Annotated in this window: 21 protein-coding genes; 14 read left to right on the forward strand and 7 right to left on the reverse strand. The window is 71.1% G+C overall.

Annotated features, from left to right (window positions below):
- Positions 1–72: 72 nt before the first annotated feature.
- From VXC91_RS05135 to VXC91_RS05145, 3 genes are all read right to left on the reverse strand, one after another.
- Complete coding sequence (locus tag VXC91_RS05135) at positions 73–339, reverse strand: hypothetical protein (protein WP_329505418.1); 267 nt, start codon at positions 337–339, stop codon at positions 73–75.
- A 115-nt stretch (positions 340–454) separates the two neighbouring features.
- Positions 455–1,282, reverse strand: a complete 828-nt coding sequence (locus VXC91_RS05140; RefSeq protein WP_329505419.1) for an anti-sigma factor — start codon at positions 1,280–1,282, stop codon at positions 455–457.
- A gap of 88 nt (positions 1,283–1,370) precedes the next feature.
- A complete protein-coding gene (locus VXC91_RS05145; protein WP_329505420.1) occupies positions 1,371–1,958 on the reverse strand; it encodes a sigma-70 family RNA polymerase sigma factor in 588 nt (195 codons plus the stop codon).
- Positions 1,959–2,120: 162 nt separating this feature from the next.
- Between VXC91_RS05145 and VXC91_RS05150 the strand changes: the two genes are divergently transcribed.
- The 4 genes from VXC91_RS05150 to VXC91_RS05165 all read left to right on the forward strand — a co-directional run bounded on the left by VXC91_RS05150 (position 2,121) and on the right by VXC91_RS05165 (position 8,552).
- Complete coding sequence (locus tag VXC91_RS05150; RefSeq protein ID WP_329505421.1) at positions 2,121–3,656, forward strand: DUF4331 domain-containing protein; 1,536 nt, start codon at positions 2,121–2,123, stop codon at positions 3,654–3,656.
- Positions 3,657–3,795: 139 nt separating this feature from the next.
- Positions 3,796–5,352, forward strand: coding sequence for a tetratricopeptide repeat protein (locus tag VXC91_RS05155; protein WP_329505422.1), 1,557 nt, complete (start codon positions 3,796–3,798; stop codon positions 5,350–5,352).
- On the forward strand, positions 5,349–6,890 hold the full coding sequence (locus tag VXC91_RS05160) for a HoxN/HupN/NixA family nickel/cobalt transporter (RefSeq protein WP_329505423.1): 1,542 nt from the start codon (positions 5,349–5,351) through the stop codon (positions 6,888–6,890). Before VXC91_RS05155 ends, VXC91_RS05160 begins: the two co-directional genes overlap by 4 nt.
- A 63-nt stretch (positions 6,891–6,953) precedes the next feature.
- Positions 6,954–8,552 carry a serine/threonine-protein kinase gene (locus VXC91_RS05165; protein ID WP_329505424.1) on the forward strand — a complete coding sequence of 533 codons (1,599 nt, stop codon included), beginning with the start codon at positions 6,954–6,956 and terminating at the stop codon, positions 8,550–8,552.
- A gap of 3 nt (positions 8,553–8,555) precedes the next feature.
- Here VXC91_RS05165 and VXC91_RS05170 read toward each other — a convergent pair whose 3' ends face one another.
- A complete protein-coding gene (locus VXC91_RS05170; protein WP_329505425.1) occupies positions 8,556–9,362 on the reverse strand; it encodes an SGNH/GDSL hydrolase family protein in 807 nt (268 codons plus the stop codon).
- 385 nt (positions 9,363–9,747) lie between these two features.
- On the opposite strand from VXC91_RS05170, the gene VXC91_RS05175 reads away from it, so the two are divergent.
- The 6 genes from VXC91_RS05175 to VXC91_RS05200 all read left to right on the forward strand — a co-directional run bounded on the left by VXC91_RS05175 (position 9,748) and on the right by VXC91_RS05200 (position 18,003).
- Positions 9,748–10,170, forward strand: a complete 423-nt coding sequence (locus tag VXC91_RS05175; protein ID WP_329505426.1) for a hypothetical protein — start codon at positions 9,748–9,750, stop codon at positions 10,168–10,170.
- Positions 10,171–10,174: 4 nt separating this feature from the next.
- The gene (locus VXC91_RS05180) at positions 10,175–11,320 is read left to right on the forward strand and encodes a GNAT family N-acetyltransferase (RefSeq protein WP_329505427.1); all 1,146 of its coding nucleotides are present in this window, start codon (positions 10,175–10,177) and stop codon (positions 11,318–11,320) included.
- 315 nt (positions 11,321–11,635) lie between these two features.
- Positions 11,636–12,454, forward strand: coding sequence for a glycosyltransferase family 2 protein (locus VXC91_RS05185; protein ID WP_329505428.1), 819 nt, complete (start codon positions 11,636–11,638; stop codon positions 12,452–12,454).
- Positions 12,451–13,446: a glycosyltransferase family 2 protein gene (locus VXC91_RS05190; protein WP_329505429.1), complete on the forward strand. Its 996-nt coding sequence runs from the start codon at positions 12,451–12,453 to the stop codon at positions 13,444–13,446. Before VXC91_RS05185 ends, VXC91_RS05190 begins: the two co-directional genes overlap by 4 nt.
- The gene (locus VXC91_RS05195; protein WP_329505430.1) at positions 13,443–14,243 is read left to right on the forward strand and encodes a polysaccharide deacetylase family protein; all 801 of its coding nucleotides are present in this window, start codon (positions 13,443–13,445) and stop codon (positions 14,241–14,243) included. Before VXC91_RS05190 ends, VXC91_RS05195 begins: the two co-directional genes overlap by 4 nt.
- Entirely contained in the window at positions 14,236–18,003 is a 3,768-nt protein-coding gene (locus VXC91_RS05200) for a lipopolysaccharide biosynthesis protein (protein ID WP_329505431.1), read from the forward strand. The genes VXC91_RS05195 and VXC91_RS05200 overlap by 8 nt, the downstream gene beginning before the upstream one ends.
- Positions 18,004–18,032: 29 nt before the next feature.
- On the opposite strand, the gene VXC91_RS05205 is transcribed toward VXC91_RS05200, so the two are convergent.
- Complete coding sequence (locus VXC91_RS05205) at positions 18,033–19,454, reverse strand: GH39 family glycosyl hydrolase (protein ID WP_329505474.1); 1,422 nt, start codon at positions 19,452–19,454, stop codon at positions 18,033–18,035.
- Positions 19,455–19,619: 165 nt separating this feature from the next.
- On the opposite strand from VXC91_RS05205, the gene VXC91_RS05210 reads away from it, so the two are divergent.
- Both VXC91_RS05210 and VXC91_RS05215 read left to right on the forward strand, forming a co-directional pair.
- Positions 19,620–20,714 carry a DUF5925 domain-containing protein gene (locus tag VXC91_RS05210; protein ID WP_329505432.1) on the forward strand — a complete coding sequence of 365 codons (1,095 nt, stop codon included), beginning with the start codon at positions 19,620–19,622 and terminating at the stop codon, positions 20,712–20,714.
- Between the two features lie 42 nt (positions 20,715–20,756).
- Positions 20,757–21,548 (forward strand): DUF72 domain-containing protein, encoded by a 792-nt coding sequence (locus VXC91_RS05215; protein ID WP_329505433.1) that lies wholly within the window; start codon positions 20,757–20,759, stop codon positions 21,546–21,548.
- A gap of 99 nt (positions 21,549–21,647) precedes the next feature.
- On the opposite strand, the gene VXC91_RS05220 is transcribed toward VXC91_RS05215, so the two are convergent.
- Positions 21,648–22,016, reverse strand: a complete 369-nt coding sequence (locus VXC91_RS05220) for a GntR family transcriptional regulator (protein ID WP_329505435.1) — start codon at positions 22,014–22,016, stop codon at positions 21,648–21,650.
- Between the two features lie 70 nt (positions 22,017–22,086).
- Here VXC91_RS05220 and VXC91_RS05225 point away from each other — a divergent pair, with 70 nt between their 5' ends.
- Both VXC91_RS05225 and VXC91_RS05230 read left to right on the forward strand, forming a co-directional pair.
- A complete protein-coding gene (locus VXC91_RS05225) occupies positions 22,087–23,013 on the forward strand; it encodes a GNAT family N-acetyltransferase (RefSeq protein ID WP_329505437.1) in 927 nt (308 codons plus the stop codon).
- Positions 22,994–23,494 carry a DUF402 domain-containing protein gene (locus VXC91_RS05230; protein WP_329505439.1) on the forward strand — a complete coding sequence of 167 codons (501 nt, stop codon included), beginning with the start codon at positions 22,994–22,996 and terminating at the stop codon, positions 23,492–23,494. The genes VXC91_RS05225 and VXC91_RS05230 overlap by 20 nt, the downstream gene beginning before the upstream one ends.
- 9 nt (positions 23,495–23,503) lie before the next feature.
- Here the strand turns inward: VXC91_RS05230 and VXC91_RS05235 are convergent, their stop codons facing one another.
- On the reverse strand, positions 23,504–24,160 hold the full coding sequence (locus VXC91_RS05235; RefSeq protein ID WP_329505476.1) for a class I SAM-dependent methyltransferase: 657 nt from the start codon (positions 24,158–24,160) through the stop codon (positions 23,504–23,506).
- Positions 24,161–24,301 lie beyond the last annotated feature (141 nt).

A 24,301-nucleotide genomic window follows, 5' to 3' on the forward strand; every position in this document is an offset into this window, starting at 1 on the left:
GGTGCGGCGGCCTGAGCGCGGGCCCTTGCCGAGCGCCCGCGTCGCGGGCGCCATGATGAGGAACGCCGGAGCTCAGCGCCCGCCGAACAGCGAACGACGCAGCCGGCGCAGCGGCGCGAACAGGGAGACCTTGCTCACTCGCTTACCCCTGGCACTGCGCTCGTGCGTGGAGTCATGTGCGGTCAGCTCGCGCATCAGTGAGGTCGCCTCGGCCGTCTCACGCTGCGGGACGGCAGGACCCGCCAGCACCGAGAGATGGCGGTCGAGACGCGAACTGGTCGCGCTGCTCCCGCAGGTGATCGCAGGGACCCTGGCCCTGCGCACTGTTATCTGTTCCATGTCACTCCCCACCCGTACGAGTCCACCCGGCCCGGGCAGAGTAACCCTATCGCTCCCAGGCGGCACTCGTGTATCGCGGGCACAGGATTCACCTTCCTTGTAAGGGGGTTGACGACTACTGTCCGAAACCGAGGGATTGCAGGGCGAGTTGGACGACCGGCTGGCTGGTGGGCTTCGGTGATCCGCCTTCGGGTTCGACCGTCACGGCGAGTGACGTCGCCGCCTTGGTCAGACCGCTCGCGACCAGGGGCGTGTCGCCGTGGAAGAGCCCGAGGGAGCGAGGTTGCGCATGGGGGCGCATCAGCCAGAGTTGATGTACGCGCCCACCGGGCAACGCATCGAGCCCGCTGAGAGTCACAACCGCGCGCCCCTCGGATGCGGAAGCGATTACTCCGATACCTCGGCCCTCGGCGTCCTTGTCACTGGTCGCACGGGCGTCCGGGGCAGCGAGGACGTGGGCGATCTCACGCGCCTGTGCGCGCTCGGCGTCGAGCTTGTCCTGCGTCTGAGCGGCCTGGACGCCGAAGAGCGCGGCGACGACGAGTGCAGCCGCGGCCGTGGCCGTGGCGAGGGGGGCGAAGAGGGGGCGAAGCCGGGGCGCACGCACGCGCGCGGGTGGCGGTTCTGCGCCCCACACATGCGGCGGTAGATGCGGAGCGCGTGCCCGGGACGCCGGCGGATCCGGTACGGGTGCGGGGTCCTGAGGAGTGCTCCGTACGGCGGTGAGGACGCGGTCGCGCAGCCCCGGCGGGGCGATGGCCGTCGTGGACCAGGCGAGGCGGACGGCGTCCTGGGACAGGGCCCGCACCTCCGCGGCGCACTGGTCGCAGCCCTCGAGGTGCCGCTCGAACCGCCGCCGCTCGTCGGGGTCGAGGGCGTCGAGCGCGTAGGGGGCGGCGAGCGAGTGCAGATCGCCGGAGCGCAGACGGGAGAAGAGACTCATGCGCCACCTCCCCCGCGAGTACGGAGGGCGTGGTCCGGCAGCGGCACCGCGCGGGTGCGCCGGGCCCCGGACAGGCGGTACGGGGCGCTCATGCGACTCCTCCCAGGCATTCGCGCAGCCGGGTGAGTCCGTCGCGCATCCGCGTCTTGACCGTGCCGAGGGGCAGTGAGAGCCGCTCGGCCACCTCACGGTACGTGTAACCGTCGTAGTAGGCGAGTGTGACGGACTGGCGTTGCAGGGCGGTGAGCCGGTCCAGGCAGCGGCGCACCCACTCGCGCTCGAGACCCGCCTCCACCTCCTCGACGACCTGGTCGAAGGCGGGGTGGTGGGCGCGCCGGGCCTCGCGCTGCTCGCGTTCTCCGGCGGCGCGGGCACTGCGCACCCGGTCGACCGCGCGGCGGTGCGCGAGGGTGAGGATCCAGGACAGGGCGCTGCCGCGTCCGGGGTCGAACCGCGGGGCGGAACGCCACAGTTCCAGCAGCACCTCCTGGGCCACCTCCTCCGACTGCGCCGGGTCCCGCACCACCCGGCGTACCAGGCCGAACACCGGCCCGGACACCAGTCCGTACAGTTCCTCGAAGGCCTTCTGGTCACCCCCGGCCACCAGCACCAGAAGTTCGTCCGCCTCCACCCGTGACCCCCCTCTCCGCCGCCGTGCACGGCCTGCTCGCTCCACTGTGGCATTCGCTGCGCTCGCGCCCTCGGATGGGATACGGATCAGCGGGCCCGAAACGCGGGTCGAACAGGCACGAAAACATTTTTCAGAATCGACCAATCCGCCGCGGCGGCAGTTCCGAATCCCGGTGCGTCAGGCAAGTTGGCACTGAGGACGGACGGCATGACACCAAACGCGAGGAGCGGCTCGGGGCGCAGGAGTATCGCGGCCCTCATCTGTGGTGCGCTGGCCGCCGGGGGGCTCGCAGCCGCCGGCGTGACCGCGCTGGAACCGGGGGCGGCCTCCGCCTCCTCCCACCGGGAAGCCCCGCTGATCTCGGGGCAGCCGCAGTACGACAACACGGACCTGTACGCGTTCGTGAGCCCCGACAAGCCGGACACGACGACGGTCATCGCGAACTTCGTCCCGTTCGAGGAACCGGCGGGCGGGCCCAACTTCTACACGTTCGCGGACGACGCCCAGTACGACATCCACATCGACAACAACGGTGACGCGCAGGGCGAACTGCTCTTCCGCTACACCTTCAAGACACACACGAAGAACAAGAGCACCTTCCTCTACAACACGGGTCCGGTCACCAGCCTTGACGACCCGGACCTGAACATCACCCAGACGTACGACATCGACCTGCTCAAGCTGCACAACCAGAAGCTGGTCTCCCGGACGAAGATCGCGGACGACGTGCCGGTGGCCCCGTCGAACGTCGGCAAGGCGTCGATGCCGGACTACGGCAAGCTGCGCGACCAGGCCGTCCACGAGCTGGCGGGCGGCTCGACGACGTTCGCCGGGCAGGCGGACGACCCGTTCTTCGCCGACCTGCGCGTCTTCGACCTGCTGTACGGCGGGAACCTCTCGGAGGTCGGCAACGACACGCTCAAGGGATACAACGTCAACTCCCTGGCGCTGCAGGTGCCGAACGACTACATCCGATCCTCGGCACAGCAGCCGATCGTCGGCATCTGGTCGACGGTCCAGCGCAAGGACGCACGCGGCGACTGGACGCAGGTCTCGCGGCTCGGCAACCCGCTCGTCAACGAGGTCGTCAACCCGCAGAAGGACAAGGACAGGTTCAACGCGTCCGCGCCGTGGAACGACGGGCAGTTCCTGAAGAACGTGACCAACCCGGAGGTGCCGAAGCTGATCGAGGCGATCTACAAGATCAAGGCGCCGGCCGAGCCGCGCAACGACCTCGTGGACGTCTTCCTCAAGGGTGTGAAGGGCCTCAACCAGCCGCCGCACGTACGTCCGGCGGAGGAGCTGCGGCTCAACACCTCGATCAAGCCGACCGTCTCCCCGAAGCGGCTCGGCGTGCTCGACGGCGACAACGCGGGATTCCCGAACGGGCGCCGGCTCACCGACGACGTGCTCGACGAGGCTCTTCAGGTCGTCGAGGGCGAACTGGTCGGGTCCAAGAACGACCTGGGTGACGCGGTCAACGCCAACGACAAGGAGTTCGGCCGCTCCTTCCCGTATCTGGCCGAACCCGCCTCGGGTTCGCGCGGCCCGCTGGCCAAGGGCACCGGCACCGGCACCGACGTGCGCAGCCAACTGGGCGGCGGACTCCAGCCGACCGGTACGAGCGGTACCGACACCACGCTGATCGCGAGCTCCGCGGCGGCGGGCGTCGCCGGGGTGCTGCTGATCGGCACCGCGGTGTTCTGGTGGCGCCGGCGCACCAGCCGCTACCGGCCGTACTGACCGCCCACCGGACGGGGCCGTCCCCACGGCCCCGTCCTCTCGACCGGCGCGGCCCGTACCCCTCCATCCCCCACGGCGCGGGCCGCGCCGCCCCACCCCCACAACGACCGCTTCCGCCCAGGAGATCGAGGAGAAGGGCATGTCCCCGCGTACGAACGAGAGCGCGCCGGAGAACGGGCCCGGCGACCGGCGGGAGGCCGGGCAGGCGAGCCCTACCTCCCGCGCGGCGGAGACCACGCCCGAGCGGAGCTCCCCGGACGCCGGAAAGTCGTCGTCCCGTCCGAAGGACGGCACAGACGTGGTCCCCGAGCCGTCCGGCCGCACCCACGAGCGCGTCGTGGCCCTGCGGCGGTTCTCGGCGTCCGGGCGGCGGTGGCGGGCCGCGCAGCTCGGGCTCTGTGCCGCGTCGCTGGCCGTCGCCCTCATCGCCGGCACCGTGGTCATCAGCGCTGTTCGGGACGGCGGAGGTACGGTCCCCGTCGCCTCCTCCCCCGGCGGTGTCTCCCCCGAACTGCTCGCCGGTGGTGATCTCGACGCGGGCATCCGTGCCCTGCAGGCTCACCTCCGTGCCCAGCCACGGGACCACGGCGGCTGGGCGACCCTGGGCCTCGCGTATGTCGAGCAGGCCCGTGGCAAGGGCGACCCCTCCCGCTATCCGCAGGCGCAGCGCGCCCTCGACCGGTCGTTGAGGCTGCGCCCCGGCAACGACGCCGCACTCGCCGGCCGCGCCGCCCTGGCCGCGGCCCGCCACGACTTCACCGGCGCCCTCAGGTACGCGGACCTGGCCCTCACTCAGAACCCGTACAGCGAGCGGGCCCTGTCCTCCCGTATCGACGCGCTCGTCGAACTCGGCCGCTACGCGGACGCTTCGAAGGCCGCGGACCTTGCCGGCTCCCGCCGCCCCGGCGTCCCGGTCTTCACCCGCTACGCCTACGTCCACGAACTGCGGGGCGACGTCGGGACCGCCCGCCGTGTCCTGGAGCAGGCGCTCGCCACGGCCACCTCCCGCGGCGACATCGCGTACGTGGCCACGGCACTGGGCCAGCTGGCCTGGAACCAGGGTGACGACAGGACGGCCCTGGCTCACTACGCCCGCGCGCTGGCCGCGGACGACACCTGCCTTCCGGCACTCGAAGGACGCGCTCGTGCCCAGGCCGCCCAGGGCGACATCGAGGACGCGATCCGCGGCATGGAGCTGGTCGTCGACCGTTATCCGCTTCCCCAACCGCTGGTGGCGCTGGGCGAGTTGTACGAGGTGCGCGGCAGGCGGGGCGACCGGGACAAGGCCCGTGACCAGTACGCCCTGGTGGACGCCTGGGTCTCGTTGGCCCGGGCCAACGGCGTCGACGCCGACCTCGACACCGCCCTCGCCGCCGCCGACCACGGCGACCGCAGGGCCGCGCTGACAGCGGCTCGCGCCGAGTGGAGGCGCCGCCACACCGTGCACACCGCGGACGCCCTCGCCTGGGCGCTGCACGTCAACGGACGTGACGCGGAGGCCCTCCCGTACGCGCGGCGCGCCACGGCCACCGGCTACCGCAACGCGACCTTCCTGTACCACCGCGGCATGATCGAGCGCGCCACCGGTGACGCGGACCGGGCCCGCGCCTCGCTCACCGCGGCCCTGGAGCTCAACGCCGGCTTCTCACCGCTGGGCGCACGTGAGGCCCGCAAGGCCCTGGAGGCGATGAAGTGAACCTCCGTCGCCTCGTCGCCTCCGGCGCGGCGGTCCTCACAGCCGCCTGCGCTCTCGTTCTGGTCCCTTCGGGCCCCGCGAGCGCCCACCCGCTCGGCAACTTCACCGTCAACCGCTACGACGGCCTGGTCGCCGCCCCGGGACACCTGCGCATCGACCACGTCGAGGACCTCGCGGAGATCCCGGCCACCCAGGCCAAGCCCGACATCGCCGAGTTCGGTCTGACCGGCTGGGCCCGGCGGCGGTGCGCCGAGGCCGCCGAGGGCAGCAGGCTCACCGTCGGCGGGCGCTCGGTGCCGCTCACCGTCGGCACCAGCCACGCCCGGCTGCGGCCCGGTCAGGCCGGCCTGAACACCCTGCGCGTGGAGTGCCGGCTGACGGCGCCGCTGCCCAAGGCCGGCACCGTCGGCCTCGGCTTCCGGAGCGCGGGCGGGGCCACCGGGCCGGGCTGGCGCGAGATCACCGCACGCGGCGACCGAACGACGCTCCTCGCGTCGAACGTGCCGAAAAGCTCCGTGTCCCGCGAACTGACCGGCTACCCGGCGCAGTTGCTCTCCTCACCGGCCGATACGGTCACGGCCTCCCTGCGGGTGCGGCCCGGGGGCCCCGCCCTGGGCGGCGAGCGGGCGGACGCACCGGCCGCCTCCGTCCTTCCCCGCGGTGCCGACCGCTGGACCCGGGCCCTGGACGACCTGGTCGCCCGGCACGACCTCACCTTCGGCTTCGCCGCGCTCGCCCTGGTCATCGCGATCGGCCTCGGCGCGATGCACGCGCTCGCGCCCGGCCACGGCAAGACCCTGATGGCCGCGACCGCGGCGGCCCGCGGCGGCCGGGCGAGGCTCAAGGACGTACTGCCCCTGGCCGCGTCGGTGACGGTCACCCACACCCTGGGCGTGGTCACCCTGGGGCTGCTGGTCACGGCGGGTTCCGCGGCGACGCCGTCGGTGATCGCCTGGCTGGGCCTGGCCAGTGGTGTCCTGGTCACCCTGGCCGGCGCGTCGCTCGTGCGCCGGGCGTGGCACAACCGACGTCACGGCCATGGAGAGGCGCACCGGCACGGCCGGGCACCCGGACACTCCGGTCACACGCACGATCACGGCCACACCCACCCAACACACGGACAACACGGTCACCGGCATGACGCCGGCATCCCCCACACCCACGGCGGGGTCACGCACACCCACCCCACCGCGCCCACGCTCCGGGGCACGATCCTCCTCGGTTTCGCGGGCGGGATGGTGCCCAGCCCCTCCGCCGTGGTCGTCCTGGTCGGTGCCGCGGCGCTCGGCCAGGCCTGGTTCGGGCTCCTGCTCGTCGTCGCCTACGGCGTCGGCCTGGCCCTGACACTGACCGCGGCAGGGGTCGCCGTGGTCAAGCTGGGGAGCGGGATGAACCGCGTACTGGAACGGCGCCCGCGCTGGACCGCCGGGCCGATGGCCGCGCTGGTGCGCAGGACCGCGCCGCTCGGGTCGGCCTTCGTCGTCGTGGCCCTCGGGGCCGGACTGCTGTTCAAGGGGGCCGCATCCGCGCTCGGTTGAGCTACTTTTGGGGAGAAAACGCGCGGAGTGGATACATCACGCGGATGCGAATGGGGGACGCCCGTGTCCGAAGATCCAGGCCATGAACGTGTGATCGCGGGCCGTTACCGTCTGCTGTCCCCGCTCGGCCAGGGCGGCATGGGGACGGTATGGCGCGCCCGTGACGAAGTGCTGCACCGCGAGGTGGCCGTCAAGGAGGTGCGCGCCCCGGCCGGACTTCCGGCGTCCGAGGTCCAGCGCATGTACACCCGGCTGGAACGGGAGGCCTGGGCGGCGGCCCGGGTGGCCAACCGCAATGTCGTGACGGTCTACGACGTGGCCCACGAGGACGGGCGGCCGTGGATCGTGATGGAGCTGATCCGCGGCATCGCCCTGTCGGACCTGCTGGACGCGGAGGGGCCGGTCTCCCCGCAACGTGCGGCGCACATCGGCGCGGAGGTGCTGGCCGCCCTGCGCGCCGCGCATGCGGCCGGAGTGCTGCACCGCGACGTCAAACCCGGCAATGTGCTGCTGGCCAACGACGGCCGGGTGGTCCTCACCGACTTCGGCATCGCCATGGTCGAGGGCAGCTCCGCGTTGACCATGACCGGCGAGGTCATCGGCTCGCCCGAGTTCCTCGCCCCCGAGCGTGCGCTCGGCCGCACCCCGGGCCCCGAGTCCGACCTGTGGTCGCTCGGCGTGCTGCTGTACGCGGCGGTCGAGGGCAACTCGCCGTTCCGGCAGAACACTCCGCTGAACACTCTGCGGGCTGTCGTCGACGAGGAACTGCCGCCGCCACGGCGGGCGGGTCCGCTGACCCCCGTGATCGAGGGGCTGTTGCGCAAGGATCCGGCGGAGCGCATCCCGGCGGAGCAGGCGGAGCGGGACCTGCGGATCGTCGGCGCGGGCGGCACCCCGCGCACCGGCGCCGTCCCGGCGTACACGCCGACGGTCGCTGCGTACCGGAGCGAGCCGCCCACGCCCGCGCAGCCGGCCCATGTCCCCACCACCGAGTCCCGGCCCGGGTACGGGACCCCCGCCGAGCCGCCCGAGCGCGACCGCCGTGCCGCCGTGGTCCTGATCGCGGGTCTGGCCGCCCTGGTACTGGCCGTGGCGGGGCTGACATACGTGCTGGTGAACCGAGAGAACGGCGGGGGCAACGGCGGTACCAGCAGCGGGTCCACGCACAGCGACGACGCCTACGGCACGAACTCCAGTGGTCCCGGTACGGACACCGGCTCGAGCCCCGCTCCGAGCGGCGGAGGCACCTCAAACGGCGGAGGCGGTCGTACGACGAACCCGCCCGCTCAGTCGGTCCGGGTGACGGTCACCGGCGTGCACACCGACTACTCCGGGACCTGTCCGCCGCCGGACGCGCAGGCCCCGGCGTTCACGGCCACGTTCACCGTGGGCCGGGTGCCGGTCGACCTGACCTACCGCTGGGTCACCGGGACGGGACACGTCTCGGACCCCGGCTGGAAGACCCTGTCGTTCCCCGCGGACGGTGGGCGGACCCAGCAGCGGCAGGTCGTCGTGACCACGTACGACGCGGGCGGTTCGGTGCAGAACAAGATCGGTGTGGAGGTGCGCGATCCGGTGCGGGTCACGTCCGACTCCGTGCCGTTCTCGGTGACCTGTGAGACGGAGACCCCGACGGACGGGGCCTCCCCCTCGAGTTCATGACCGTCAGGCCGCGCCGTTCAGGACCGGCAGATAGCCGCCGGACTGGCCGGCCGCGGTCGGGTGGTAGGACTCGCCTATGTTCAGCCAGTTGACGCTGTGCAGCCAGGAGGAGCCGGAGCAGATCTCGTGGCCGGTGAAGGTGGTGCGCACATCGCCGAAGGTGAAGCCGTGGTCGGCGGCGCGCTTGGCGATCGCGGCGTCGAGGTGGTCGGCGGCGCCGTTTATCGCGGACCGCTTGGTCTGGGACAGCCCGAGACAGGTCGTGCCGAGCTTGTAGAAACGGGGGTAGCCCAGCACGACCACATGGGCCGACGGGGCCTTGGCACTGATCGCCGAGTAGACGCTGTCCAGCCGGCCGGGCAGGGTCGAGTCCACGTACGCCTTGGCCGTCGCGATCCGCGACAGACAGGAGCTGTCGGACTGGAGCACGCACGTCGTCATGACGTCGGCGAACCCGGCGTCGTTGCCGCCGACGGTGATGGAGACGAGACCGGTCGACGCGCTCAGCGTGCCCAGCTGATTGTTGAGCACGTCCGTCGTACGGGCGCCCGAGCAGGCCATGAAGCTGAACGATGCAGGGGCGTGGGCGGCCTGCCACAGGTAGGGGTAGGCCTTGGTGCTGCGGTCGCAGTCGCCGCTGGAGCTGATGTAGCTGCCGGCGCCGACACCCGAGGAGTAGGAGTCACCGAGGGCCACATAGCCGGTGGCCGCCGCTTGAGGGGACGCCTGCGCCGCGGCCGCCCCGGTGAGGGCGAAGCCGACGGCCAGGAGCAGTGAAGTCACGTACGCCGCAAATCGGGAACGTATCATGGAACCTCCCTTTAGCAGGATCTCTGCCACAACTGTGGTAGCAGCTACGCGTGTTGACAGGAAGTGTCCATGCCAAGACTTTCGGCGCGTGACGACGCACGCGGTCCGTTCACCGTCCCGTTCGACCACGCGCGCATGACATTCGCCCGGCGGAGCGTCAATCCCCGTGTTCGGGGCAGCGGTTCACTGAACGCTGTCCCGAGGACGGCCCCGTAACACCGCTCGAGGCCCGGACGCCGGTTCCCCGGAGCACCCGCACTTCCGGGCAACACCTGTGCGAACGGAGCCGATGCCCTGTGGGTGGCGCCTCCGCATCTTGACGGCCCCCGGCCCACTGCGCCACATTGAAGCCCGGCATCCGGCGCTTCGGGGGGCAAAGTCGCCAATGCAGACCATACGCATCAAGCCACCGTCATCAGGTAAGGACGGGGGACCGGGACAGGATCCGGGGAGGGGCCTGTTCCCCCTGCTCGCCGGCGCGGCGGTCGTCGTCGCAGGGGTCGGGGCGTTCCTCGCGCTCAACGGCACCGACTCGCCGCTGCGCGGCCCGTTCACGCTGTTCTTCCTGCTCGCCGCGCCGGCATCGGCGCTCGGCGCCAGCTTGCGGGGGCTGGAACCCTTCGCCCGCACGGTGGTGTCCGTGGCCGGAGCGATCGCGATCGATCTGCTGATCGCCCAAGGCATGCTGGCGGTGCACCGGTGGTCGGTCACCGGTGGCATCGTCGTGGTGACCGTGATCAGCGCCGTCGCTCTCCTGCTGATTCCGGTACGGCGGCAACGCCACCGTACGGCGAGAAGACGGGCCTGAAGACGTGGACATCAGCGTGTACCGCCCCGGCGAACTCAGGGCCGCCGACCGGGCGGCATGGACGGCTCTGCAGTCGAAAGCCCATCTCAACGGGTCGCCCGAACTGTCGAACCCCTTCTTGTCGCCCGAGTTCGCGCTGGCCGTGGGCCGGACGAGGCGTGGCGTTCGCATCGCGATCGTCCGCGAGGACGGCGAGCCGGCCGCCTTCTTCCCGTTCCAGAGAACGGCCGCCGGAGTCGGCCGGGCCGTCGGCCTGGGAGTCTCGGACTGCCAGGGCATGGTGCACCGGCCCGGCTTCACGTGGGACGCTTCTGAAGTCCTGCGGGCCTCTGGGCTCGCTGTCTGGGAGTTCGACCACCTGGTGGAAGGCCAGGCGCCGTTCGAGGCGGGAGCCTCCGGTACCTTCCCGTCCCCGGTCTTGGACGTCGACCAGGGGTACGAGGCGTATATGCGCCAACTGCGCGCGCGATCACCGAAGTTCACACGCACGACGCTGGCCAAGGAACGCAGGCTCGGGCGGGACACCGGAGAGGTGCGCTATGTCCACGACGAGCGTGACCCGGCCGTCCTGCAGACGCTGATGAGCTGGAAGTCCGCTCAGTACCGCAGGACCGGGCGCAGCGACCGCTTCGCGCACGCCTGGATCAACCAGTTGGTGCAGCAGCTGTTCCACACCCGCGCGGAGCGGTTCGGGGGGATTCTGTCCGTCCTCTACGCGGACGGACGGCCGATCGCGGCCCACTTCGGACTGCGCACCGATCGGGTGCTGGCCTGCTGGTTCCCGGCTTACGACCCGGCGTTCGCGAAGTACTCGCCCGGCCTCGTCCTGCATCTGCGGATGGCCGGGGCGGCCGCCGCCGACGGCATCGCCCATCTGGATCTCGGGCGGGGCCAGAAGGAATACAAGGACTCCCTGAAGACACGCGATCTCTACGTGTCCGAAGGGTGGGTGACGCGCCGTCACCCTGTCGCGTTCGGACACAGGGCGCACCGCGCCCCGGTCCGGGCACTGCGCAATGCGGTGCTGTCTCGGCCGGAACTCTTCGAGCCGGCCGACCGGATCCTCAAACGGATGGGGAAAATCCGTTCCGGGGGTCGAGTTTCGACCATATCGGCCAAAACCGGGGACACATCCCAGGTCTTGCCATAAAGTCGCAATCGTCAATACCGTCATACATCAACCGCATCGGTCCACCATCAAGCGGCTCCAGGGGAGGGCTCAGGTACCGCGATGGTCCCGGCGCGGGGCGCGGTAGGGGGGTGCCGTGCTCGGCGACCACAGTCGTTCGAGTCGTGCCGCGCGACCGGCTGCCGTTTTCCCGGCAGGCGGCCAGCTTTGCCAGCTCACCCGGCATGCACGGAGATCCATTTCGGCATGCCGTAAGTGAGAACCCCCCTTTCGAACCGGACAAAGAGCCGGACCGTCCAGGGGCGGACGGTCCACCGGACGAGAGGGACAAGACTCATGAGTTCTGTTCTGCGCCCTGCAGTTTCGGATCAAGGTCCGTTAACTCAGGGCAAATATCGGCCCATCTCCTCTCACCTGGCCATCGCGCCACCGGTGAGCGTGGTGATCCCCGCCATGAATGAGGCGGAGAATCTCCCGTACGTCTTCAAGACACTTCCCGACTGGATTCACGAAGTGGTCCTTGTGGACGGCAATTCCACCGATGACACGGTCCAGGTCGCACGTGATCTGTGGCCGGACGTGAAGGTCGTCGGACAGCGGGGCAAGGGCAAGGGGGACGCCCTGATCACCGGCTTCGAGGCCTGCACCGGCGACATCATCGTGATGGTCGACGCCGACGGCTCGGCCGACGGTCAGGAGATCGTCAGTTACGTCTCCGCACTGGTGTCAGGAGCCGACTTCGCGAAGGGCTCGCGGTTCGCGAACGGCGGCGGCACCTCCGACATGACGCCGATCCGCAAACTGGGCAACCGGGTGCTGTGCGCGATCGTCAACGCCAAGTTCGGGGCCCGCTACACCGACCTCTGCTACGGATACAACGCGTTCTGGCGGCACTGCCTCGACAAGATCGACCTCGACTGCACGGGCTTCGAGGTGGAGACCCTGATGAACATCCGGGTCGTCAAGGCCGGGCTCAAGGTGCAGGAGATTCCCAGTCACGAGTACCTCCGCATCCACGGCGCGAGCAACCTGCGTGCGGTGCGCGACGGGCTCCGGGTGCTGAAGGTCATCCTCAAGGAGCGCTCCAACCGGCGTGCCCTGCGCAGCCGTCCGCACGCGATCGCACTCAACTCAACCCAGGGAGAGGTGTCTTGAACAGTCGGGACATCTCCGTGGTGATCTGCGTCTACACCGAGGACCGCTGGGAGGACATCCTCGCGGCGGTCTCCTCGGTGCGGGCGCAGTCCCGGCCGGCCCGCGAGACGCTGCTCGTCGTGGACCACAACGAGACTCTGCTGGAGCGGCTGACCGGGGAGTACAAGGAGGTGGAGGAGGTCCGCGTGCTCGCCAACGCGGGCCCCCGCGGCCTGTCCGCGGGCCGCAACACCGGGATCGTTGCCTCGCACGGGGAGATCATCGCGTTCCTGGACGACGACGCCGTGGCCGAGCGGGACTGGCTGAAGCACTTCGCCGAGGGCTATGAGGACCCGCGGGTCATGGCCGTCGGCGGCCGTACGATGCCGATCTGGGCGTCGGGCCGCCGCCCGGCCTGGTTCCCGGAGGAGTTCGACTGGGTGGTGGGCTGCACATACAAGGGGCTGCCGCCCGGCCGGGCACGGGTGCGCAACGTCCTCGGCGGCAACGCCTCGTTCCGCCGCACCGCGTTCGTGGCGGCGGGCGGCTTCGCCACGGGCATCGGACGCGACGGCGACAAGCGTCCCCTGGGCTGCGAGGAGACGGAGTTGTGCATCCGCCTCAGCCGGGCCCGGCCGGATGCGATCCTGCTGATCGACGACCGCGCGGTGATCCACCACCGGGTGCCCGAGCCGCGTGAGCACTTCGCGTACTTCCGCACCCGTACCTACGCCGAGGGCCTCTCCAAGGCGCTGGTGGCCCGCAGCGTCGGCTCCGACAAGGGGCTGGAGTCGGAGCGCCGCTACACCACCCGGGTGCTGCCCGCCGGTGTGGTCCGCGGACTGCGTGACGCACTGCTGGCCCGCCCCGGCGGCGCGGGCCGGGCCGGCGCGATCGTCGCCGGGGTACTCACGGCCGCCGGTGGGTACGTGCTCGGAAGCGTCCGGGCGCCCAGGGGCGGCGCCGCCTTCTCCGTGGTGCGGATCCCGGTCTGCGAGGGGGACATCGCATGAGCGGACAGGCCGTGCCGATCCTCATGTACCACTCGGTGGCGACGGCGCCCAACGAGGCGACGCACGCCCTGTCGGTGGCGCCGGAGGCCTTCGCCGAGCAGATGGCTCAGCTCGCGGACCTGGGATGCACGCCCGTCACCACCACCGAGCTGGCCCGCAGCTGGCGGGAGGGCGGTCCACTGCCCGAGCGGCCCGTCCTCATCACCTTCGACGACGGCTACGAGGGCGTGCACCGCCATGCCCTGCCCGTGCTCGCCGAGCACGGTTTCGTCTCCACACTGTTCGTCTCGACGGGCTGGATCCGGGGCGCCCACGACACCGGCGGCGGCCTGGACACCATGCTCGACTGGGACCAGGTACGCGACCTCGCGGGCGGCGGGGTCGAGATCGGCGGGCACAGCCACACCCATCCGCAGCTGGACCAGGTCGACGACGACGCGCTGTGGTTCGAGCTGCTGCGCTGCAAGGAGATCGTCACCGACGAACTGGGCTCCGTCCCGGTCTCGTTCGCCTACCCGTACGGCTACTCCAGTCGCCGGGTGCGCCGGAGGGTGCGCGAGGCGGGATACCGCCAGTCGCTCGCCGTGGGCAACGGTCTCGCGCGCCGCCGCCAGGGACCGTACGCGCTGCAACGTGTCACCGTGCGCCGCGGCACCGGCGCCGAGGAGTTCGAGCGGCTCGTCCAGGGCCGTGCGATCGCCCTCAATTTCGCCAGGGACCGCGCCCTCACCAAGGGGTACGCCGTGGTCCGAAGAGCACGACAGGTTCGCCGGAAGGCCATCGGTTCCCGTGTCTGACACGACCACCACAGCCCAGGTTCAACAGACCTCGACCGCGGCGCCCGAGCAGTCCGGGCGCCGCCTGCGCCTGCCCGGACGCGGCGGGGGCGGCGGCAGTCAGCTGTTCCGCAACGCCTATGCGCTGATGCTCAACACCGGTATCTCAGCGGTGCTCGGCCTCGGCTACTGGCTGGTGGCCGCCCGCTACTACTCGGACGCCGCGGTCGGCCAGGGTTCGGCTGCGATCGCCGCGATGAAGCTCCTCGCCGGCCTCACCGCGGTGACCCTCACCGGCGCCCTGGCCCGCTTCATCCCGATCTCGGGACGGACCACCGGCCGCCTGATCCTCCGCACCTACGCGGGTAGTTCCATCGTCGTGGCGCTCGCCGCCGGCGTCTTCCTGCTGACGCTGCACGTGTGGGGACCCTCGTACCGCTTCCTGCACGGGCCCGCCCCGGCGCTCGTCTTCGTGGTGGCCGTCATCGCCTGGAACCTGCTCACCCTCCAGGACGGTGTGCTGACCGGGCTGCGCAGCGCGCTGTGGGTCCCGGTGGGCAACACCGTGTTCTCCGCGGTGAAGCTGGTGCTGCTCATCGGGCTCGCCGCCGCGATCCCCGTGATGGGCGTCTTCGTCTCCTGGGTCGCGGCCATCGCCACATCCGTGCTGCCGCTCGGCTGGATGGTGTTCCGGCGCCTGGTGCCCCGGCACGTCAAGGCGACGGAGGACCACGCGGCGCCGCCGTCGGTGAAGGAGATCGGGCGCTTCCTGGCGGGCGACTACACCGGTTCGCTGTTCTCCCTCGCGGTGGTCTACCTCGTCCCGGTCATCGTGGCCTCGCAGGTCAGCGCCGCGGACAACGCGTACTTCTACATCACCACCACCATCGGCGGCACGACCAACCTGCTCGCCATCAACATGGGCGCCTCGCTGACCGTCGAGGGCTCGCACGACCCGGCACGGCTCGCGGCCAACACCCGGGCCGCGCTCAAGCGCATGGCCCGGATCATGCTGCCGGTGTGCGGGCTGCTGTTCCTCGGCGCGCCCTACATCCTGCGCGTCTTCGGCGAGGGCTACGCCCACGCGGCGACTTCGCTGCTGCGCTGGTTCGCGGTGGGAGCGCTGCTGCGGGTCGTCATGGAGACGTACTTCGCGGTGCTCCGCGCCCAGAGCCGCACCTTGGGACTCGCCTACCTCCAGGGCCTGTTGTGCGTTCTGGTGCTCGGGCTGACCGTGCTGCTGCTCCCCCGTATGGGGCTGACCGGCGCGGGTGTCGCGGAGATCTCCAGCCTCGCGGTGATCGTGGCGATCGCCGCGCCGAAGCTGTTCACGATCGTGCGTGCCGCCCCGGCGGACGCCGTGCCCGAGAACGCGGCACCGGACGGGGACCTCGCCGACCTGGGGGCACGTGAGGTCCCCGTGCCGCGGAGGGGTCCGTCCTGGGCGAAGAAACTCGACGCCGACACGCTCGCGCTCGGCATCCACGTCGACTTCGACCACGTGGAGCGCCGGCCCGACGTACGCCCGGGTCCGGGCACCCCGCCCAGCGGAACACCCGCAGTCTCCGGCGAGGGTGACCGTCCCACGCGGCCGCTCGGGCTGCCGGGACCGGTCCGTCCGGTCGGCCTGCCGGTGGAGGAACGAAAGCCGGGCACGGAGGAGCGTGCCCTGTCAGGGGCGCGGGACGCGACATCGGGCGGCTCCACCGTGCGCGCACGCCCTGCCGTGACGGAGCCGCAGCCCAAGGAGCACCCGCGCCCCTTCGGTTCGCTCGGGGGACTGCTCCTCGGTTGTCTGCTCGTCTCGGCCCTGCTGCTCTACTGGGTGCCCGTGCTGGGCCTCGACGACGGCTCGCTCGAGCGGATGGGCGGTCTGGGGCTGATCTCGGTCCTGCCGCTGCCGACCCTCGTCGGGGCTGCCCTGCTGGTCGTGGTGTTCGCCGCGCTGCTGTGGCGCGGCCGCGAGTCCAAGGGCCTGCTGCTGGTCACGCTCCTGGCCACGGTCGTGTCGCTGCACGCCCTGCCCGCCGCGATCGAGACCGAACCGCGGTTCGCGACGGCCTGGCAGCACCTCGGGTTCCTCGATTACATCGACCGGACCGGGTCGGCCGTGCCCGATCTGGACGCCCGCTGGAGCTGGCCGGGCTTCTTCGCGGTGGCGGCGTTCGTCGCGAAGGCGTGCGGGGTCACCGATCTCACCGAGGTCATCCGCTGGTGGCCGCTGACCGTCCAGCTCCTCTACCTGGCACCGATGTTCCTGCTGCTGCGCTCCCTGCGGGCGAGCTGGCGCGCCAAGTGGACCGGCCTGTGGATCTTCGTGCTCAGCGGCTGGGTAGGCCAGGACTACTTCTCCCCGCAGGGCTTCACCTATCTGCTCTACCTGGCCTTCGTGGCCATCCTGCTGGTGTGGTTCCGTGCACCGCGCGTGATCTGGACGAAGGCACGCCCCGGCGAGGCGGAGGTCGAGCCGACCGGGCGCGGGCAACGCGCCGTGCTGTTGATGGTGCTGATCGGCCTGTACGCGGCCAGCGTCCCGGCCCACCAGCTCACCCCGTTCGTGATGCTGGGCGTGCTCGCGGCGCTCGTCCTGATCGGCCGTTCCGAACTGCGCGGCCTGCCCGTCCTGTTCGCGGTGCTGGTGGCCTTCTGGCTCGGCTTCATGGCCGAGCCCTACTGGTCCGGGCACTTCAACGAGCTCTTCGGCGGCGTCGGCGGCGTCGGCAGCAATGTGTCGACGTCCGTCTCCGGACGCATCCAAGGCGGCGACTCGACGCACAAGCTCGTCCTCTACACGCGGGTGGCGCTCGCCGGCGCCGTGATGGCCTTCGCCTGCTGGGGCTGGTGGCGGCGGCGGGAGAACAAGTACCGCGAGCGGTCGCTGCTGGTGCTCACCTTCGTGCCGTTCCTGGGCTTCGGCATGCAGTCCTACGGCGGCGAAATGGCCCTGCGCGTCTTCATGTTCGCCGTGCCGGGCGCGGCCCTGCTCGCCGGGCTCGCCCTCTTCCCGCGCACGGGTGCCACGTCCGAGGAGCGGGACAAGGACCGGGCGAGTCTCGCACCGCTCGCGGCCCTCATGGCGGGTCTGCTGCTGATGGGCGGCTTCCTGGTGGCCCGCTGGGGCAACGAGTCCTTCGAGCGGATCCGCCCGGGCGAGGTCGCGGCGATGGACTACGTGTACGCCCATGACGACCCGACGGTACGGCTGCTGTGGCTGAGCAACGACACGGTCGACAACGTCACGCCGGCGATGCCGTGGGGCGCCAGGGACATGGAGAAGGTGCAGTACGTACCGACTCTCGCGCCCGCGGATCCGGTCCTGGTGTCGGGCCTGGTCAAGTCGCTCAAGGACGCGGGCCCGAACTCCTACCTCATGATCAACGTCAGCCAGGTGACCTACCTCCGGATGGACGTGGGCTACTCGGCGACGTGGGAGTCCCGGCTCATCAAGAACCTGGACGACCGCCAGGAACTGACAAAGGTCCTCGCCAACGACGACGTGACCATGTACGCGCTGCGCGAGCAGCCCGCCGGCAGCGTCGCCAAGCCGGATCCGGGCCCGATCGGACCGCGCGTGACCTGGACACCGTGGTCGGTCGTCGGAGGCCTCGCGGCCGTTGCCCTGGTCCTGATGCTCACGGCACGCGAGATCGTACGTGTCGCGGTCCGGCCGGGCGTGCGGAAACTGCGCTGGCTGCAGTCCAGTTTCTGGTTCTCGCTGCCGCTGCTGGCAGTGCTGCTGGCCTCGCTGGTGCAGCGGTTCCTGACCATGGGGAAAGGCTGAGCGTCCTCCGGCGTACGAGGTGAAGTGGCTCAGCGCTTGAGCCACTTCACCTCGTACGCCTTCATGTCGAACCGCTTGCCGTCGATCCGGGCGCTGATCGTCCGGTCGAGGGTGTTCACCACGAGGACGACCGTGTCGGTGGCGAGCACGCGGACGTTGGGGACGTCGTCCTGGGCGACCGGCACCGTCCGGTACCGCGTGCCCGGCGGGAACTCCTTGCCGAAGCGGGAGACCAGGTCGTACATGGGCAGCGCCCTGCCGCCGTCCGCGGTGTCGGTCGGCGTCCACAGACAGCCCGGGCAGTCGGTGCCCGTCTTCTCCTCCGGGTTCCAGTAGAAGCCGGAGGCGGCGCCGCCCTTGACCATGGCGATCATCCCGGCGGCCTGCACGGCGACACGGTGGGCCTCCGTCCAACCCTTGCGGTCGTCGTTGCCGTCGGCGGGTTCGACGTAGTACTCCGCCCACCACAACGGCAGGTCGTGGGTCTGCTGCCGTACCCAGTCACCGACGGCGGTGAGCTTGTCGGTGGCGGCGAACTCGTCGGGCAGCAGGTCGTCGTCGTTGGTGTAGCTGGAGCCGTCCACGACGACGAAGTCGGCGCCCACCTTGTTCTTGTTCCAGTAGTCGAAGGCGTCGAGGACCCGTTGGTCCATGGCTCCCCAGGAGCCGCGCTGGGCCGTGGAGGCGTTCTCCTTCTGCCGCGGGTCGACACTGTCCATGACCAGGTACGGCCCGCCTACCATGATCTCCGGGTTGACCTGTTTGAGCGCCTTGTAGACCAGGTTGTACAGCTGGGTGTAGCCCTCGTAGTCCCAGCGCGCCTCGGAGTTGTTCCAGAAGCCCTTGAACTCGTTCCAGACGACGAAGTGGCGCACGTCCGGATAGCGCTTGGCGACGGTCGCCGCGAGCGCGGCGAAGTCCTGGTAGTGGTCGGGCGCCGGGGCGGTCTCCAGGGCGGTCTTGCTCCAGTCGGTGTTGTTCGCGCCCGCCTTGCCGCCCTTCATCCAGTCCGGGGCGCAGCACAGGGTGACGACCGGGGTGCCGCCCGCCTTTCGGACGAAGTCGATACGGCGGTCCATCGCTCCGAAGTCGTAATGGCCCTTGACCGGCTCGGGATTGTCCGCGCCCCAGCCCATGATGTGCTGGTTCTCCGGCAGCCCGGTACCCGAGAGCAGGTCCTCGACACGCGCGGTGGCGCTGCCGCTGCCCTCGTCGGCGCTGTACTGCGTGTGCGTGAAACCCCAGCCGACGTCCGGCTTCGCCTCCTTCGGCGGAGTGGCCGGCGTGCCGTGCACCTTGTCGCCGTCGCGCGTCGTACCGCTGGTGCTCCCACCGTCCCCCGGCAGTTGGCTGATCAGCGTCACCACCAGGGCCAGAGCGGCCACCCCCACCCCGAGCAGCGCGGTGAGCCGCCACCGCCATGCCCCCGTATCCCACTCATGACGTCCCATCATGGGCCACACTAACGGCGGGGATCGACCCAGGGACAGATTCCGTCTGCGACAGCCCTGTAACAGGACGTAGGGGACGGACCGGGAGCACGGGGCACAGCCGACACACCCGGCGCACCTCGGAAAGCGGGTGCACGGGACGCCCGCGTGACAGATCATGGCGACATGTCCGCGAACCCACACGACGCTCTGCCGATCCGGCTCAACGTCGACGACAGCGACTCGCCGTCCGACGTCGTCGACGCGCTGTTCCTCGGCCGCTTCGCGACGGGCGAGCAGCCGTACTCGCACGCGTCGAACATCGACCGCGTACGTTCCGGGGCCACGCTTCTGCCGCCGGGCGCCCGGGTGCTGCGCATCGCCCGCGACGACGACCGCAGCGCGACTCTCGCGGAGGGCGACGGCTGGACCCTGCTGGTCTCCCGCTGGAACCGCGGCGCGGACGTCACCGTGACCGCGACCAGCGCCGAGCTTGCCGAGAAGGTGCTCACCCAGGCCACGGACGGCGCGGCGGACGAGCCGGAACCGCAGCCGGAGAACGTGACCATGGGCTTCTGGTACGTGTCGCCGAGACGCGGACCGCACCGTACGACACGGCAGATCGCGGCCGGCACCTGGGAAGAGGTCCGCCCCAACTACACGGCGCCGGTGGCGGATGCGATGGACCGCCTGATGAAGACGACACCGGAGGACATCGCGGGCCGACTGCTGCTGCTCCACGGCCCGCCGGGCACGGGCAAGACGTCGGCCCTGCGCACGCTGGCCCGCTCGTGGCGGGACTGGTGCCAGGTGGACTGCGTCCTGGACCCCGAACGTCTGTTCTCCGACGTCGGCTACCTCATGGACATCGCCATCGGCGAGGAGGACGGGGCGGGCAAGGGGCGCTGGCGTCTGCTGCTGCTGGAGGACTGCGACGAGCTGATCCGCGGCGAGGCGAAGCACACCGCGGGACAGGCGCTGTCGCGGCTGCTGAACCTGACCGACGGACTGCTCGGACAGGGCAGGAACGTGCTGGTGGGCGTCACCACGAACGAGGACCTGGAGCGGCTCCACCCGGCCGTCGTCCGCCCCGGCCGCTGTCTGGCCCGGATCGAGGTGGGCCCTCTGACCCGCCCCGAGGCGGTGAACTGGCTCGGCCGGGAGGACGGCGTGCGCCGCGAAGGGGCGACCCTGGCGGAGCTCTACGCGCTGCAGCGGGGCACGTCCCCGACGGCGGTGCCGGATCAGCGGTCGGGAACGGACTCGGGACTGTACCTGTAGCCGCACCGGCGGAAAGCCCGCGAGCGGTGCTTTGATGGTCGTATGACCGTGTTCGTCGGCACGTCGGGGTGGCAGTACAAGGACTGGCGAGGCGTCCTGTACCCGTCCGGCGTGCCCATGCGCCTGTGGCTGGAGGAGTACGCGACCCGGTTCGCAACGGTCGAGATCAACAACGCGTTCTACCGGCTGCCGTCCGAGGAGACCTTCGAGGGCTGGCGGGAGCGGGTGCCGCAGGACTTCGTGGTCGCGGTGAAGGCGAGCCGCTATCTGACGCACATCAAACGACTGCGGGACCCGGAGGAGCCGGTGCACCGCCTGATGAGCCACGCGGCGGGCCTCGGCGACCGGCTCGGGCCGGTTCTGCTCCAGCTGCCGCCCACCCTGCGCGCCGACCCGGGCCTTCTCGACGACTGCCTCGCCTGCTTCCCCCGCGGCACCCGGATCGCGGTCGAGCCGCGCCACGACTCGTGGTGGACACCGGAGGTCCGCGCGGTGCTCGAGGCCCGGGGTGCGGCGCTGTGCTGGGCCGATGTGCTGTCCCGCCCGGTCACCCCGCTGTGGCGCACCGCCGACTGGGGTTACGTCCGCTTCCACGCGGGTCGCGCCCGTCCGTGGCCGCACTACGGCCGCCGGTCCCTCACGTCCTGGGTCCAGCGCATCGATGCCGCCTGGCCGGACGGCCGGGACGTCTACGCCTACTTCAACAACGACCCGCACGCTGCGGCGGTCCTGGACGCGATGACGTTCGCCCGCGTGGCGACGGCGGCGGGCCTGCGAGTGACACGCACTCCGCGCCACCTGCCGGCGGCTGCCATGGACACGGCGCAGCACTAGGCACGCCGCACGGCGATGACCCCTCCCCGCCGGCGCGGCCTGCCTTCCGCGGCGGCGGCCCTCGCCCATCACGACCCGGTCCGGGCCGGCAGCCGAACCCTACTTCGCGTACGCCGCCCGCAGGGCCTCCCGCGCCGCGGCCAGTCCCTCCGCCTCGGTGAGGCCGAGGCGGTGCACGCGCTCGGCGTACGCGGCGGCGGCGCCCGCCGCCTCACGCTCCGCGGCCGAGCCCGCGGCTGCCACGAACGTCCCGTTGCGGCCCCGTGTCTCGATCACCCCGTCCGTCTCCAGCGCCCGGTATGCCTTGGCCACCGTGTTCGGCGCCAGACCGAGCGACTCGGCCAGCCCGCGCACGGTCGGCAGCCGGTATCCCACCGGCAGCGCCCCCGACCGGGCCTGCTCGGCGATCTGGGCGCGCACCTGCTCGTACGGAGCGCCCTCCTCCGCAATGTGGATCTTCAACGTCACAGGCCGATTGTCCCTCAGCGGCAAAAAATTCGGAGGCACCGGGCCGCAACCGCCGCGTACCGTGCGCCCCATGACCGTGACCGTGCGCGACATCCGTCCCGAGACACCGGCAGACACCGACGCGTTCGCCCGCATCCGCCGCCGCACGCTGCCGTACATGATCTCCACCGGCGCGTCCCTCGCCTACGACCTGCGGCACATCCACCCGGACGCCCACTACCGGCCCCTGCTGGCGGTGGAGGACGGCGAGCCCATCGGCACGGCCCAGGTCGGCCTGGTGTACGACAGCCCCGAGCCCGGCCACGCATTCCTCAATGTCTGCGTCGATCCGGACCGGGTGGGGCGCGGCGCGGGCTCCCTGCTGGTGCGCACCGCCGAGGAGTTTCTGCGCGGCCTGGGCGCGACCAGGCTGCACACCTGGGTGCCGGACGCGCCCGCCCCGCGCGCCTTCGCCGAGAAGCGCGGCTATCGCCCCCGCCGCTCCGCCCACTTCCTCCGTCTCGACCTGGCGCTCGGCCAACTGCCCCCGCTGCAGCCCCCTCCGCCGGGCGTGGATCTGCGCACCGGCACGGACTTCGGCGACGACCCCCGCCCCCTGTTCGCGCTGGACGCGGAGACGATCGAGGACGAACCGAGTGACGTCGACCGTGAGTTCACCGACTACGAGGCGTGGCTGAAGGAGACCTGGAACCACCCGCTCCTGTCCCGCGAACTGACCTCGGTGACGGTCGTGGACGGCCGTCCGGTCGCCTTCAGCGCGGCCCGCACCGACGGTACCCGCTACGGCACCGTCATGACGGGCACCCTCCGCGCCTACCGCGGCCGCGGCTTCGCCAAGCTCGCCAAGAACCACTCCCTGCACCGCGCCCGCGCCGCCGGGCTGACCGAGGCGTTCACGGGCAACGACGTCGGCAACGGACCCATGCTCGCGATCAACAAGTGGTTCGGCTACGAGATCTGCGCGACGGAGGTGCAGTATGTCCGCGAGCTCCGCTGACGTTCCGGACCCGGTGGAGGTCGTCCTGGTCAAGGCGGGCCGTACGAAGATCCGTTACCGCGCCGAGCTGCTCCACGACGACGGCACCCGGATCGCGGTACGCGCGCCCTGGGCGGGCGACGGCGTCCGGGACTTCGGCTTCGTACGGTTCGAACCCGGGGACGTCCTCACGGAGTACTACTGGCGCGACCGCTGGTACGCGGTCAAGGAGGTCCGCGACGGACAGGGCGCGCTGAAGGGCTGGTACTGCGACGTCACCCGCCCGGCCACTCTCTCGGACGGCGAACTGGTCGTCGAGGACCTCGACCTGGACCTGTGGCGCTCCGCGGACGGCCGGACCGTGGTCCGCCTGGACGAGGACGAGTTCGCGGCGAGCGGGCTCGCGGTGTCGGACCCGCAGGCGTCCAGGGCCGCGGCACGGGCCCTGGACGACCTCGAACTCCTCGCCCGGGAGGGCGGCTTCGAGACACTGCTGGCCTGAGCCGCCCGGTCAGGACACCGCCACCACCGCATACCGCTCGTCGTCGACCTCCTTGCCCCACAGCCTGGCGTCGTCCGACAGCCCCTCGACACGCACATCGAGGGCGAGGGGTGCGAGGAGCGCCGTCAGGCGGTCGACGGGGAGGCCGACCGGGCTCGTCGTGCCCCACACACCCTCGACCAGCACCAGACGTCCTCCCTCGCTGCCGCCTGCGTGGGACGCACTCCCGGGGCGCAGCAGCCCCCGCCAGTGCCGCAGGGCCCGGCCCGGGTCGGGCAGGGCCCACAGCACATGCCGGACGAGAATCACGTCGAAAAGCTGTTCGCCGAGCGGTGGAGCCGTGGCGTCACCGACGAGGAACACGGCGTCACGGCCCGCGAGCTTGGCGCGGGCCAGGGCCACCATGGCCGCAGACAGATCCACACCGGTGACACGGTGCCCACGTTCGGCGGCGAGGAGTGACAGGCTGCCTGTGCCGCAGCCCAGATCCAGCACATCGCCGGGCCGTGCCGGCAGCCATTCCCCCAGCCGGGCGGCCCACGCCTCGCGCACCAGCGGATCGCGCAGTCCGTGGTCCGGCTCGTCGTCGAAGGTCGAGGCCGCGGCGTCCCAGTCCACGCCCCCGCCTCCGCCCGCCGAGGTTTCGGAGTTCCCGTTCCTGGCCATGTTCTTGGTCATGTACCTGGTCATGAGGCCAGGGTGACAGCCGCCACTGACACCGAAATCGTGACAGCCGCCACAGACAGACCGCGATCGATGAGGAACCCTCGCCCAAAGGGTCTACCTCCGGACAAACGAGGAACCCGG

The sequence above is a fragment of the Streptomyces chiangmaiensis genome, from assembly GCF_036281785.1.
GTDB classification, from domain to species: domain Bacteria; phylum Actinomycetota; class Actinomycetes; order Streptomycetales; family Streptomycetaceae; genus Streptomyces; species Streptomyces chiangmaiensis.

Bases quoted from the DNA above. Each gene is read 5' to 3' on its own strand.
- VXC91_RS05135 (WP_329505418.1), bottom strand. From the start codon at position 339: ATGGAACAGATAACAGTGCGCAGGGCCAGGGTCCCTGCGATCACCTGC.
- VXC91_RS05140 (WP_329505419.1), bottom strand. From the start codon at position 1,282: ATGAGTCTCTTCTCCCGTCTGCGCTCCGGCGATCTGCACTCGCTCGCC.
- VXC91_RS05150 (WP_329505421.1), top strand. From the start codon at position 2,121: ATGACACCAAACGCGAGGAGCGGCTCGGGGCGCAGGAGTATCGCGGCC.
- VXC91_RS05155 (WP_329505422.1), top strand. From the start codon at position 3,796: ATGTCCCCGCGTACGAACGAGAGCGCGCCGGAGAACGGGCCCGGCGAC.
- VXC91_RS05170 (WP_329505425.1), bottom strand. From the start codon at position 9,362: ATGATACGTTCCCGATTTGCGGCGTACGTGACTTCACTGCTCCTGGCC.
- VXC91_RS05175 (WP_329505426.1), top strand. From the start codon at position 9,748: ATGCAGACCATACGCATCAAGCCACCGTCATCAGGTAAGGACGGGGGA.
- VXC91_RS05185 (WP_329505428.1), top strand. From the start codon at position 11,636: ATGAGTTCTGTTCTGCGCCCTGCAGTTTCGGATCAAGGTCCGTTAACT.
- VXC91_RS05195 (WP_329505430.1), top strand. From the start codon at position 13,443: ATGAGCGGACAGGCCGTGCCGATCCTCATGTACCACTCGGTGGCGACG.
- VXC91_RS05205 (WP_329505474.1), bottom strand. From the start codon at position 19,454: ATGGGACGTCATGAGTGGGATACGGGGGCATGGCGGTGGCGGCTCACC.
- VXC91_RS05210 (WP_329505432.1), top strand. From the start codon at position 19,620: ATGTCCGCGAACCCACACGACGCTCTGCCGATCCGGCTCAACGTCGAC.
- VXC91_RS05215 (WP_329505433.1), top strand. From the start codon at position 20,757: ATGACCGTGTTCGTCGGCACGTCGGGGTGGCAGTACAAGGACTGGCGA.
- VXC91_RS05225 (WP_329505437.1), top strand. From the start codon at position 22,087: ATGACCGTGACCGTGCGCGACATCCGTCCCGAGACACCGGCAGACACC.
- VXC91_RS05230 (WP_329505439.1), top strand. From the start codon at position 22,994: ATGTCCGCGAGCTCCGCTGACGTTCCGGACCCGGTGGAGGTCGTCCTG.
- VXC91_RS05235 (WP_329505476.1), bottom strand. From the start codon at position 24,160: ATGGCCAGGAACGGGAACTCCGAAACCTCGGCGGGCGGAGGCGGGGGC.